8 protein-coding genes and 2 riboswitches are annotated in these 11979 nt (G+C 60.7%); of the genes, 5 read left to right on the top strand and 3 right to left on the bottom strand.

All coding sequences use genetic code 11. The features are described 5' to 3' along the window. Positions 1-75: 75 nt before the first annotated feature. Positions 76-289, bottom strand: a riboswitch (cobalamin riboswitch). Positions 290-1258: 969 nt separating this feature from the next. After that, a riboswitch (cobalamin riboswitch) is annotated at positions 1259-1481 on the top strand. 122 nt (positions 1482-1603) lie between these two features. The 4 genes from GTQ41_RS14735 to cobM all read left to right on the top strand — a co-directional run bounded on the left by GTQ41_RS14735 (position 1604) and on the right by cobM (position 3750). After that, the gene (locus tag GTQ41_RS14735) at positions 1604-1801 is read left to right on the top strand and encodes a CbtB domain-containing protein (RefSeq protein ID WP_047291469.1); all 198 of its coding nucleotides are present in this window, start codon (positions 1604-1606) and stop codon (positions 1799-1801) included. Positions 1802-1812: 11 nt separating this feature from the next. Continuing rightward, positions 1813-2511 carry a CbtA family protein gene (locus tag GTQ41_RS14740; protein ID WP_047291467.1) on the top strand — a complete coding sequence of 233 codons (699 nt, stop codon included), beginning with the start codon at positions 1813-1815 and terminating at the stop codon, positions 2509-2511. Beyond that, complete coding sequence (locus GTQ41_RS14745; RefSeq protein WP_047291465.1) at positions 2508-2921, top strand: cobalamin biosynthesis protein; 414 nt, start codon at positions 2508-2510, stop codon at positions 2919-2921. The genes GTQ41_RS14740 and GTQ41_RS14745 overlap by 4 nt, the downstream gene beginning before the upstream one ends. An 82-nt stretch (positions 2922-3003) precedes the next feature. After that, positions 3004-3750, top strand: coding sequence for a precorrin-4 C(11)-methyltransferase (gene cobM, locus GTQ41_RS14750; RefSeq protein WP_047291463.1), 747 nt, complete (start codon positions 3004-3006; stop codon positions 3748-3750). Positions 3751-3937: 187 nt separating this feature from the next. On the opposite strand, the gene nfuA is transcribed toward cobM, so the two are convergent. The 3 genes from nfuA to GTQ41_RS14765 form a co-directional block, all read right to left on the bottom strand. After that, positions 3938-4522, bottom strand: coding sequence for a Fe-S biogenesis protein NfuA (gene nfuA, locus GTQ41_RS14755; RefSeq protein ID WP_003225494.1), 585 nt, complete (start codon positions 4520-4522; stop codon positions 3938-3940). A gap of 57 nt (positions 4523-4579) precedes the next feature. Continuing rightward, positions 4580-5605: an acyltransferase gene (locus GTQ41_RS14760; RefSeq protein WP_047291460.1), complete on the bottom strand. Its 1026-nt coding sequence runs from the start codon at positions 5603-5605 to the stop codon at positions 4580-4582. A 181-nt stretch (positions 5606-5786) separates the two neighbouring features. Next, positions 5787-8081 carry a fatty acid cis/trans isomerase gene (locus GTQ41_RS14765; RefSeq protein WP_047291458.1) on the bottom strand — a complete coding sequence of 765 codons (2295 nt, stop codon included), beginning with the start codon at positions 8079-8081 and terminating at the stop codon, positions 5787-5789. 156 nt (positions 8082-8237) lie between these two features. On the opposite strand from GTQ41_RS14765, the gene metH reads away from it, so the two are divergent. Beyond that, positions 8238-11948: a methionine synthase gene (gene metH, locus GTQ41_RS14770; RefSeq protein WP_047291457.1), complete on the top strand. Its 3711-nt coding sequence runs from the start codon at positions 8238-8240 to the stop codon at positions 11946-11948. Positions 11949-11979 lie beyond the last annotated feature (31 nt).

The following is an 11979-nucleotide window of genomic DNA, read 5'->3' on the forward strand; positions in this document are numbered from 1 at the left end:
CGGGCATGCGGGACGAGATCCGCTGCGGGCGTGCGCGCGGAAGAATTCGCCACCGGATCACCCCGCCCGGTTGTAGTGAGAAATCTGTCACGAGGCAGGTCTCCTGGCTGACGGTGTTCAGGCCATGGGCCTGGCATTCGCTGCGCCTTCCCGCGGGCTCAGTGGATTGAGCTGGCAGTGGCGTGGCAACGAACTTCACCGTTCACAGTTGCGGGGGCAGCCGCGGCTTCGACCGCGTTCCCTTCTTAGCTTCGGCGTGGGCCGAAGAACCTCGAAGGTGCAAGGCTACGCATGGGTTGAGGATGGGTCAATGTTTGGATTGGGGGCATATCCGTTGCTGCGGGGGTTGCTGATTACGGTTTCGCCGTTGCGGCGGGTCACTTTTGCCAGACCTCGGGTTACGGGGTCTGGTTTTTTTTGGATTGGGGGCATATCCGTTTCTGCGGGTGTCGCCGCTGGCGGTTTCGCTCTTACAGCGAGTCACCTTTTCCAAACGCCGAAAAGGTAACCCAAAAGGCTTTGCCCCGGCGTACGGCACTTCGCTGAGGCTCAGTGTTCCCTCGCTACGGTGTCCATCCGGGGGCATCGCCTACGGTTTGCTTCGCTGCACCTCCTCTCGATGCATGCGGCTTCGCCGCACGGCGCTGCGCGCCTACCCCCTGATGGACACCTACGCTCGGCCTGCCGAAGGGGCTGAAGGTCAAAAGCCACATCAAAAGCCAGAGCCAGAGCCAAAGCCAAAGCCAAAGCCAAAGCCAAAGCCAAAGCCAAAGCAGATCAAAAGATCGCAGCCTTCGGCAGCTCCTACATGGGATTGGGTGTTTTCAGTTGGTGATTGGTCGGCTGTCAGGCCGCCATCGCTGGCAAGCCAGCTCCCACAAAAGTCACAGCAGACCGCACCCGCTTTTCACCACTCAACACGATGAGCGTTAGCTCGAGTACCGCTCTTGATCTGAGGGCCCGTCGGCAGGCTGAGTGGAGGGATTTATCCGGGGGTGGGAGCGCAGCGACCGTTTGGCGCAGCCAAACACAGCGAGAGGAGGTGCAGCGAAGCAAACCGTAGGCGCTGCCCCCCGGATGAATCCCGCAGCGAAGGAACCCGAGCCTAAGCGAGGGCCGAACGTCAGGGCATAGACCTTTTGGTTACTTTTGGGGCGTTTGCCAAAAGTGACCCGCCGTAAGGGCGGAACCCTAAGTGGCCGTTACCGCAGCAACGGATCCACCCACAAAATTGACTAGTTTCCCCAACCCATGCTCTCCTACACAACTTGTTACGGGTGCCCTTCACAGGGTGAAACGGGAAACCGGTGAATCATGTGCTTTACTCAAAGCCATGTCAGTCCGGTGCTGCCCCCGCAACGGTAAGCGAGCGAAGCGTCGAATCCACTGTGCCATTGCGGCATGGGAAGGTGATGCTTGCAGGTCGGCCTGACGCCAACCCCTCGTGAGCCCGGAGACCGGCCCGCAACACACAGCGCGCATTTCGCGTCGCTGAACATAACAAACCCGCGGTGGGCGGGCGCTGTTCGAACCTCTGCGTGCGCGACTCGCAGGGGTTTTCATGCGCTCTATATCACCCGCTGACACTCCAGAGGGAAGCGCCATGTCGATCATCAGCAGCACCGGCAGCAACACCGACAACATCTCCAGCACCGCCACTTTGAGCCAACGCCTGACCGCCGCCATTTTCGCGTCGATCCTGGGCGCCAGCCTCGTTTACTTCGCCGGTTTCTCGCACATCGAAGCGGTGCACAACGCCGCTCACGATACCCGCCACAGCGCCGCGTTCCCGTGCCACTGAGACCAGCCGACATGATCAAGCGTATCGCGCAAACTGCAGGCTTCACCGGCCTGCTGGCCGCCCTGTTGCTGACGTTGCTGCAAAGCTTCTGGGTCTCGCCACTGATTCTGCAGGCTGAAACTTTCGAAAAATCCGAACCGGTGGCCGTTCACGAACACGCCGCCGGTACGACCGCACACACTCACGACGCTGAAGCCTGGGAGCCGGAAGACGGCTGGCAGCGTGTGGTCTCGACCACCGGCGGCAATCTGGTGGTGGCGGTCGGTTTCGCGCTGATGCTCGCCGGCCTGTACACCCTGCGTGCACCGACCAAAACTTCGCAGGGCCTGCTCTGGGGCCTGGCCGGTTACGCGACCTTCGTCCTCGCGCCGACCCTCGGCCTGCCGCCTGAACTGCCGGGCACCGCTGCCGCCGATCTGGCGTCGCGGCAAACGTGGTGGATCGGCACCGCCGCTTCCACCGCAGTCGGCCTGGCCCTCATCGTGTTCAGCCGTCACTGGCTGATGAAGCTGCTGGGCGTGGCGATCCTCGCCGTGCCGCATGTGATCGGCGCGCCGCAACCGGAAGTGCATTCGATGCTCGCTCCGGAAGCCTTGGAAGCCCAGTTCAAAATCGCTTCGCAGCTGACCAACGTGGCGTTCTGGCTGGCCTTGGGCCTGATCAGCGCCTGGTTGTTCCGCCGCAAAAGCGCTGGTCAATACCACGCATGACCGATGACCGCGCAGCGCCGACCCTGGTGGTCGGCCTGGGCTGCCAGCGCGGCTGCCCGGCCAGCACGCTGCGCGCGTTACTCGATCAGGCGTTGCAGGCGCATCGTATAGAACTCGAGGCGGTCAAGGCCCTGGCCAGCATCGACCTGAAACGCGATGAACCCGGTCTGCAGGAACTGGCCAGCCAACTGGCGCTGCCGCTGTTGTATTTCAGCAGCGAAGAATTGGCCATTTACCAGCAGCGACTGAGCCATCACTCGCAGATTGCCTATGAGCGCACCGGTTGCTACGGTGTGGCGGAAAGTGCCGCCCTGGCCCTGGCCGAGCAGTTGATTCAGGCACCGGCAAAGCTGCTGATTTCCCGGCAGAAATACGCTCAGGCGACACTGGCATTGGCCGGCGCTGCGTAAATTCCCGATAATCCCCCCTGTTTGATCATGAGCAATCTTCATCTGAAGCGTTGCCCTGCCCCGTTTTTCACAGGATGTCTTCATGACCGTCTACTTCATCGGCGCCGGCCCCGGCGACCCGGAATTGATCACCGTCAAAGGCCAGCGACTGATTCGCAGTTGCCCGGTAATCATTTACGCAGGCTCGCTGGTGCCGGCCGCCGTGCTCGCGGGACATCAGGCGGAAACGGTGGTCAACAGCGCCGAATTGCATCTGGAGCAGATCATTGAACTGATCACAACCGCCCACGGCAAGGGCCAGGACGTGGCGCGGGTGCACTCGGGTGATCCGAGCCTGTACGGTGCGATTGGCGAGCAGATTCGTTATCTGCGCGAGTTGAATATTCCGTTCGAAATCATCCCCGGCGTCACCGCCACTGCCGCCTGTGCAGCCTTGCTTGGCGCCGAGCTGACGCTGCCGGATGTGTCACAGAGCGTGATTCTGACCCGCTATGCGGACAAAACCGCGATGCCCGCCGGCGAGGAACTCGGCGATCTGGCACAACATGGCGCGACCATGGCGATTCACCTGGGGGTCAATCATCTGCAGAAAATCATCACTGAACTGCTGCCGCATTACGGCGCGGATTGCCCGATTGCAGTGATTCACCGGGCGACGTGGCCGGATCAGGACTGGGTGGTGGGGACGCTGGAGGACATTGCGGCGAAGGTTGCGGCCAAGGGGTTTCGGCGTACGGCGTTGATTCTGGTGGGTCGGGTGCTGGGCAGTGAGGTGTTCAGCGAGTCATCGCTGTATCGCGCGGGGCATGCACATCTCTACAGACCCTGAGTCAGATGAGTTTTGTGGCTGGATAAAAAACCTGTGGTGAGGGGATTTATCCCCGATGAACTGCGCAGCAGTTCCATTTCTTGGGCTGCTTCGCACCCCATCGGGGATAAATCCCCTCGCTACAAAAGGACATAAAAAAACGGCGCTCACGGGGCGCCGTTTTTCATGTTCGCAGTGAACACCTTACTCAGTAGTAGGCGTTTTCTTTCTGCGTGTGGTCGGTCACGTCGCGCACACCTTTGAGCTCTGGAATACGCTCAAGCAAGGTGCGCTCGATGCCTTCCTTCAGGGTCACGTCGGCCTGGCCGCAGCCCTGGCAGCCGCCGCCGAACTGCAGCACGGCAATGCCGTCCTCGACCACATCGATCAGGCTGACCTGACCGCCGTGGCTGGCCAGCCCCGGGTTGATTTCGGTTTGCAGGTAATAGTTGATGCGCTCGTTGACCGGGCTGTCGGCGTTGACCATCGGGACTTTGGCGTTTGGCGCCTTGATGGTCAGCTGGCCGCCCATGCGGTCGGTGGCGTAGTCGACGACGGCATCGTCGAGAAACGCTTCGCTGAACGAGTCGATATAGGCGGTGAAGCTTTTCAGCCCCAGCGCGGTATCTTCAGGTTTTTCTTCGCCCGGCTTGCAGTAGGCAATGCAGGTTTCGGCGTACTGGGTGCCAGGCTGGGTGATGAAGACGCGGATGCCGATACCCGGGGTGTTCTGCTTGGAGAGCAGATCGGCCAGGTAATCGTGGGCGGCGTCGGTAATGGTAATAGCGGTCATGGAAACTCCTCGCAGGCTTGGGCGCAGTTTACGCCAATCATTGCGCCGGACAAAGTCCTAGTATTTTTGTCGGGAAAGATTCTCGACCGGTACGCGCAGCGGTTCACCATCGATCCGTGCTTTAAGCCACCGATAGCTGCGTTTTTCTACCCATTCGTAGCTCAACCATGACCCCACAGCGATAGCCACCGCGCAGACGATGAACATCAGATACGGGTTGATTCCGTAGCGTCGCGCGATAAAACCGCCAACCGACAGCACCAATACGTGCATCAGATACACCGAATAGGAACAGTCACCGAGCCATTTCATCACGCGGTTGTGCTCGACATAGCGCTCCAGTGCCATGCACGCCATCACCAGCACCGCGCTCGGCACGCCCCAGTTCAACAGCCTTGGCGCCGGCGCCAGGTGATAGATCGCCGACAACGCGGCGCCCATCGCCAACAGCGGCAGCCATAAACCTGCACCGATCCAGCCCCGGCGATAGAGCACGCCAATGCCGATCCCCAGCAAAAATTCGTAGACGATGTCCGAACGGTAAAACTCGTTGATCCAGCCAAACGCCTGACAAACCGAAAACAGCAACGCGCCAACCACCAGCAAGCGCACCTGCCAGCGGAACACCAGCGCACAGGCGAACAACACATAGAAAAGCATTTCGTAATTGAGCGTCCAGCCGACATTCAGCGTCGGATAGATCCCATAACCGCCGGGATTTTGCGCAGGAATGAATAGCAGCGACAGCAGGACATGCGCCCAGTCCACCGTCTGATCCGGTAACAGCGGCCGGGCGAACACCACCAGCAAGGCCATCAGCAGCGTGTACAGCCAGTACGCCGGCACTATGCGCGACAGTCGATACAGCAGAAACCGCGCCGGAGGCAGCGTTTTGCTTTCGGTAGACAAGAAGATCACCAGCCCGCTGATGACGAAGAAGACATCGACGCCGACTGCGCCTTTATCAATGAAGAACTGCCCGACCGGGCCGCGCGCCTTGAAGTCGAAGAAAATCTGCATGAAGTGATGGCAGACCACGGTCCACGCGGCAAGCGCGCGCAGGGCCTGCACTGAAATCAACATGATCGGCTCCCGTGCACAATTCCTGAATCACCTCCGCCCCCCTGTAGGAGCTGCGGCACGCTGCGATCTTTTGATCTTTGTTGTTAAAGAATCAAAAGATCGCAGCCTCGTTGCACTCGGCAGCTCCTACAGGGGCTTTGCGGTGTTGCTTGGAGTTGGGACAGCAGGTCGATCTCAACGATCAAAGATTCTCGTAGCGGTTCATGTCCAGCACGCCCTCTTCCTCCGGTTCGGTTTCGTGGATGTACTGGCTCAGGTCGTGAAAATAGAACCAGAATTGCGGATGACTGCGACGGATCCCCCAACGTTCGACGATTTTCTCGAAGCGATCGGCATCCTTGGCGCTTTCCATGGCATCGACAAACTCCGGGACTTGCGCGGCCGGAATGTTGAACATGAAATTCGGGTAACTGCTGAGCACGCCTGGATAAATGGTCAAGGTGTCGAGTCCCGGCTGATAGCGCAGGGATTCGCCCAACAGAAACGCCACGTTGCTGTGCGCACGGTTGCGCAGCAAGCTGTAGACCTCGCGTTTGCCGCTGCGGGTTTCGATGCGCAGCAAGGTGGCTTCCGGCAATTGGTCGATGACCTTGAGACCGGCGGCCGGTCGTGACGTCAGGCGGCTCAGCGCCTGTTCGGCGTTCTGCAACGCCGGATCAATGTTCGGCCGCGAGCAGTAGGCGCCATCACAGCGGTTGATCGGATCCGGCCGCGCATTGAGGTCGCCGTAGCGTGCCAGCAGTTGCATGGCGAAGTCGTATTTCGGGTCCTTCGGATCGAGCTTCAGCCCGGTCGGTTTGTCGTCGTCAATGGCTTCGTAGTCGAGCCACATCTTGAACTGGCCGCTGCTCTGATACCAATCGTCGAGATAGTCCTCACGGGAATCGGCCGGCATCAGACGCAGGAAGTTCTGTTCGGCGCCGTTGCGGATCAGGTCGAAATACAGACGGGTCTGCGCCTGATGGGAGACGTTGCCGAACACATCGAAGTTGACTGCCAACTGGTAATAAGTGCGCTCCAGCAGCGGATAGTCAAACAGCCACATCGTTTGCGGCACTTCGCCGATCAGGCCTTTGGTCACCGAAGCGCTGTCGAAGTGGCGGAAAATGCTCAGCAGCGCGTTGTCGTTGCCGGCCCACAGGGTCGACCAGCTCGGCGGCGGCTGGTCGGCGTAGCTATCGCGGCGCAGGGCTTCGTATTCGTTGCGCTTGTTGCGGTAGTTGTGCCACAGGCTCAGGACACTGCCGACGTCATCGTTCTGCCCCGGCATTGCCAGCAACGGCGTGGCTTGGCCGCGATAGTTGGGGTCGGTGATGTACAGATCGTGTTCCGGGGCCTGGAACAGCGCCCAGAAGTTATCGCGGATCACATCCGTCGCAATCTGCCCACGGCACACCGGCCCGCGAATGAAGGTGCGGACGAAGTATTCGGCGTTATCGAGCATGAACTGGTAGCGCGCCTGCGCCGGAATCGCTTCGAACGTGGCGAACGGGTTGGCCCGGCTCTGCGGCCCGTACCCCGGTAACGCGTTGACTTGCCAGTTGCCGCTGTAGAACAAGCTCTTGACCCGCGCCATCTTCGCCGCGCTCAGCGGATAAGTGATGTGGGTCTTGTGCACAATCACCCCTTGCACCGGCCACAGGCGGTAATACACCTGAGTGCCCGGGTCGTCATTCGGGCGTCGGGTGGCGATCAGGTCGATCGGCTGCCCGGTCGGCGTGCGCGACCGCACCCACTGGAAGTAGTGCCCCGGCTCGCCGTCCTTGAAATAGATATGCGCCAGGAACCAGTGTTCGAACAACCAGCGCCCGACCAGACTCTGCCGCGCACCCGGCGTGTTGAGCAGGTTTTCCCACTGCACAATTTGCAGCGCTTCTTTGGCGCTCGGGGCCAAACCTTGTTCGTCGATCGGCGCACCGGACGCCAGCCAGCGTTGCAGGGTCTGGTATTGCTGATCGGTGAGGCCGGTCACCGCCAGCGGCATGCCTTCTTTCGGATGGGCGCCGGCATAGCCTTCAAACTCGGCGGGCATCGCACACAGGTTTTCCCGTTGCAGGCCGAGGACGATCTCTTCCGGCAGCCTGGCATTCGGTGTCAGCGGGGTTTTGTGGCCCAGTTCCAGCATGCGCGCCATCAGCGCCGCCTGACTGCCCTGAGCGTCGAGCACCGAATAGAAGTCCTTCTGCTGCCACGCACGTTTGCCGAAAGCGTCGTAGAACAGTCGCGTGGTCGGCGCAGCCTGAGTGCGCTCGCCGTCGTAGACCGGCATCTTGCTCGCGCCACGGCCAGCGCCTTCACCGCTGCCCAGGTTGAGCTGGCACGGCGAGTCGTAGCACGCATGGCAGGCCACGCATTTCTCGGTGAAGATCGGCTGGATGTCTCGGGTGTACGAAATAGCAGCAGAGATCGCGGGTTCCTGCGCCACGGCGCCCCAGCTTAAAAACAGCAAGAAAATGCTGATGACGCGGTACGACATGCCCTTGATCCCGATCCAGAAAAAAACGTCCGCGATTCTACAGTATGACGCCCGTACCAACATGAGCGATATTCATGCAAAAGCGGCACATGCTCCAAAAGCGCACAGGTTTGCTATGATCCCGGCCCTTCGTCATGGTCTTTTCGAGTAGTCCCAATGTCCGATCGCAGCGTCCGCCTTCAAGCTCTCAAGCAAGCCCTCAAAGAGCGCATCCTGATACTCGATGGCGGCATGGGCACGATGATCCAGAGCTACAAGCTCGAGGAGCAGGATTATCGCGGCAAACGCTTCGCCGACTGGCCGAGCGACGTCAAGGGCAACAACGACCTGTTGGTGATCACCCGTCCGGACGTGATCGGCGGCATCGAAAAGGCTTATCTGGATGCCGGCGCCGACATTCTGGAAACCAACACTTTCAACGCCACGCGCATTTCCATGGCTGACTACGGCATGGAAGAACTGGCGTACGAATTAAACGTAGAAGGCGCGCGTCTGGCGCGCAAGGTGGCCGACGCCAAGACCGCCGAGAACCCGGACAAGCCACGCTTCGTTGCTGGCGTACTCGGCCCGACCAGCCGTACCTGCTCGCTGTCGCCTGACGTGAACAACCCAGGCTACCGCAACGTCACCTTCGATGAATTGGTGGAAAACTACACCGAAGCCACCAAAGGCCTGATCGAGGGCGGCGTCGACCTGATCCTGATCGAAACCATCTTCGACACGCTCAACGCCAAAGCCGCGATCTTCGCCGTACAAGGCGTCTTCGAAGAACTGCACATTGAACTGCCGATCATGATTTCCGGGACCATCACCGATGCGTCCGGCCGCACCCTCTCGGGCCAGACCACCGAAGCGTTCTGGAACTCGGTGGCCCACGCCAAGCCAATCTCGGTCGGCCTCAACTGCGCCCTCGGCGCCAGCGAACTGCGTCCGTATCTGGAAGAGCTGTCGAACAAGGCCAGCACTCACGTGTCGGCGCACCCGAACGCCGGTTTGCCGAACGAATTCGGCGAGTACGACGAATTGCCGGTGGACACCGCCAAGGTCATCGAAGAATTCGCCCAAAGCGGTTTCCTCAACATCGTCGGCGGTTGCTGCGGCACCACTCCGGGCCACATCGAAGCCATCGCCAAAGCCGTCGCCGGTTACGCGCCGCGGCAGATTCCGGACATCCCCAAGGCCTGCCGCCTGTCGGGTCTGGAGCCGTTCACCATCGATCGCAGCTCGCTGTTCGTCAACGTTGGCGAGCGCACCAACATCACCGGCTCCGCGAAGTTCGCCCGTCTGATCCGTGAAGACAACTACACCGAAGCCCTGGAAGTCGCCCTGCAGCAGGTCGAGGCCGGCGCCCAGGTGATCGACATCAACATGGACGAAGGCATGCTCGATTCGAAGAAGGCCATGGTGACCTTCCTCAATCTGATCGCCGGCGAGCCGGACATCTCCCGCGTGCCGATCATGATCGACTCGTCGAAATGGGAAGTCATCGAAGCCGGTCTGAAGTGCATTCAAGGCAAGGGCATCGTCAACTCGATCAGCATGAAAGAAGGCGTCGAGCAGTTCATCCATCACGCCAAGCTGTGCAAACGCTACGGCGCGGCAGTGGTGGTCATGGCCTTCGACGAAGCCGGCCAGGCCGACACCGAGGCGCGCAAGAAAGAGATCTGCAAACGCTCCTACGACATTCTGGTCAACGAAGTCGGCTTCCCGCCGGAAGACATCATCTTCGACCCGAACATCTTCGCCGTGGCCACCGGCATCGAAGAACACAACAATTACGCTGTGGACTTCATCAATGCCTGTGCCTACATCCGTGACGAACTGCCGTATGCGCTGAGCTCCGGTGGCGTGTCCAACGTGTCGTTCTCGTTCCGCGGCAACAACCCGGTGCGTGAGGCGATCCACTCGGTGTTTCTGCTGTATGCGATCCGCGCCGGCCTGACCATGGGTATCGTCAACGCCGGTCAGCTGGAGATCTACGACCAGATCCCGCAGGAACTGCGCGACGCCGTCGAAGACGTGATCCTCAACCGCACGCCGGAAGGCACCGACGCCCTTCTCGCCATCGCCGACAAGTACAAGGGCGACGGCAGCGTCAAGGAAGCCGAGACCGAAGAGTGGCGCAGCTGGGACGTCAACAAGCGTCTGGAGCATGCGCTGGTCAAGGGCATCACCACCCACATCGTCGAAGACACCGAAGAGTCGCGCCAGTCATTTGCCCGCCCGATCGAAGTCATCGAAGGCCCGCTGATGTCCGGCATGAACATCGTTGGCGACCTGTTCGGCGCCGGCAAAATGTTCCTGCCGCAGGTGGTCAAATCCGCCCGCGTGATGAAGCAAGCCGTGGCGCATTTGATCCCGTTCATCGAACTGGAAAAAGGCGACAAGCCGGAAGCCAAGGGCAAGATCCTGATGGCCACGGTAAAAGGCGACGTGCACGACATCGGCAAGAACATCGTCGGCGTGGTGCTGGGTTGCAACGGCTACGACATCGTCGACCTCGGCGTGATGGTCCCGGCGGAGAAAATCCTTCAGGTCGCCAAGGAAGAAAAGTGCGACATCATTGGCTTGTCCGGCCTGATCACCCCGTCGCTGGACGAGATGGTCCACGTTGCCCGGGAAATGCAGCGTCAGGATTTCCACCTGCCGCTGATGATCGGTGGCGCGACCACCTCCAAGGCGCACACCGCCGTGAAGATCGAGCCGAAGTACAGCAACGATGCGGTGGTCTACGTGACCGACGCCTCGCGTGCGGTCGGCGTCGCGACGCAGTTGCTGTCCAAGGAACTCAAGGCCGGATTCGTCGAGAAGACCCGCGCCGATTACGTCGACGTGCGTGAGCGCACCGCCAACCGCAGCGCCCGTACCGAGCGCCTGAGCTACGCGGCGGCGATCGCCAAGAAGCCGCAGTTCGACTGGGCCAGCTACACGCCGGTCAAACCGACCTTCACCGGCACCCGCGTGCTGGATAACATCGACCTCAACGTGCTGGCCGAATACATCGACTGGACGCCGTTCTTCATCTCCTGGGACCTGGCCGGCAAGTTTCCGCGCATCCTCGAAGACGAAGTGGTCGGTGAAGCCGCCACCGCGCTGTACAAGGATGCGCGTGAAATGCTCACCAAGCTGATCGACGAGAAGCTGATCAGCGCCCGTGCGGTGTTCGGTTTCTGGCCGGCCAATCAGGTACACGACGACGATATCGAGCTGTACGGCGATGACGGCAAGCCCATGGCGCGCCTGCATCATCTGCGTCAGCAGATCATCAAGACCGACGGCAAGCCGAACTTCTCGCTGGCCGACTTCGTCGCGCCGAAAGACAGCGAAGTGACCGATTACGTCGGGGGGTTCATCACCACCGCCGGCATCGGCGCCGAAGAAGTGGCCAAGGCTTATCAGGACGCTGGCGACGACTACAACTCGATCATGGTCAAAGCCCTCGCCGACCGTCTGGCGGAAGCTTGCGCCGAATGGCTGCACCAGCAAGTGCGTAAAGAACACTGGGGTTATGCCAAGGACGAAGTGCTGGACAACGAAGCGCTGATCAAAGAGCAGTACTCCGGTATCCGTCCGGCACCGGGTTACCCGGCCTGCCCGGATCACACCGAGAAGGCCACGCTGTTCACCCTGCTCGATCCTGAGGCCAGCGAAATGCGCGCGGGCCGCAGCGGCGTGTTCCTCACCGAACACTATGCGATGTTCCCCGCAGCCGCGGTCAGCGGCTGGTACTTCGCGCACCCGCAGGCGCAATACTTTGCCGTGGGCAAGGTCGACAAGGATCAGGTGCAGAGCTACACCTCGCGCAAAGGTCAGGAACTGAGCGTGACCGAGCGCTGGCTGGCGCCGAACCTCGGTTACGACGAATAAGCGCGACGGTCACTCCACGGATCAGCCGGGG

The sequence above is a fragment of the Pseudomonas sp. AN-B15 genome, from assembly GCF_019056475.1.
GTDB lineage: Bacteria > Pseudomonadota > Gammaproteobacteria > Pseudomonadales > Pseudomonadaceae > Aquipseudomonas > Aquipseudomonas parakoreensis.

Bases quoted from the DNA above. Each gene is read 5' to 3' on its own strand.
- GTQ41_RS14735 (WP_047291469.1), top strand. From the start codon at position 1,604: ATGTCGATCATCAGCAGCACCGGCAGCAACACCGACAACATCTCCAGC.
- GTQ41_RS14740 (WP_047291467.1), top strand. From the start codon at position 1,813: ATGATCAAGCGTATCGCGCAAACTGCAGGCTTCACCGGCCTGCTGGCC.
- GTQ41_RS14745 (WP_047291465.1), top strand. From the start codon at position 2,508: ATGACCGATGACCGCGCAGCGCCGACCCTGGTGGTCGGCCTGGGCTGC.
- cobM (WP_047291463.1), top strand. From the start codon at position 3,004: ATGACCGTCTACTTCATCGGCGCCGGCCCCGGCGACCCGGAATTGATC.
- nfuA (WP_003225494.1), bottom strand. From the start codon at position 4,522: ATGACCGCTATTACCATTACCGACGCCGCCCACGATTACCTGGCCGAT.
- GTQ41_RS14760 (WP_047291460.1), bottom strand. From the start codon at position 5,605: ATGTTGATTTCAGTGCAGGCCCTGCGCGCGCTTGCCGCGTGGACCGTG.
- GTQ41_RS14765 (WP_047291458.1), bottom strand. From the start codon at position 8,081: ATGTCGTACCGCGTCATCAGCATTTTCTTGCTGTTTTTAAGCTGGGGC.
- metH (WP_047291457.1), top strand. From the start codon at position 8,238: ATGTCCGATCGCAGCGTCCGCCTTCAAGCTCTCAAGCAAGCCCTCAAA.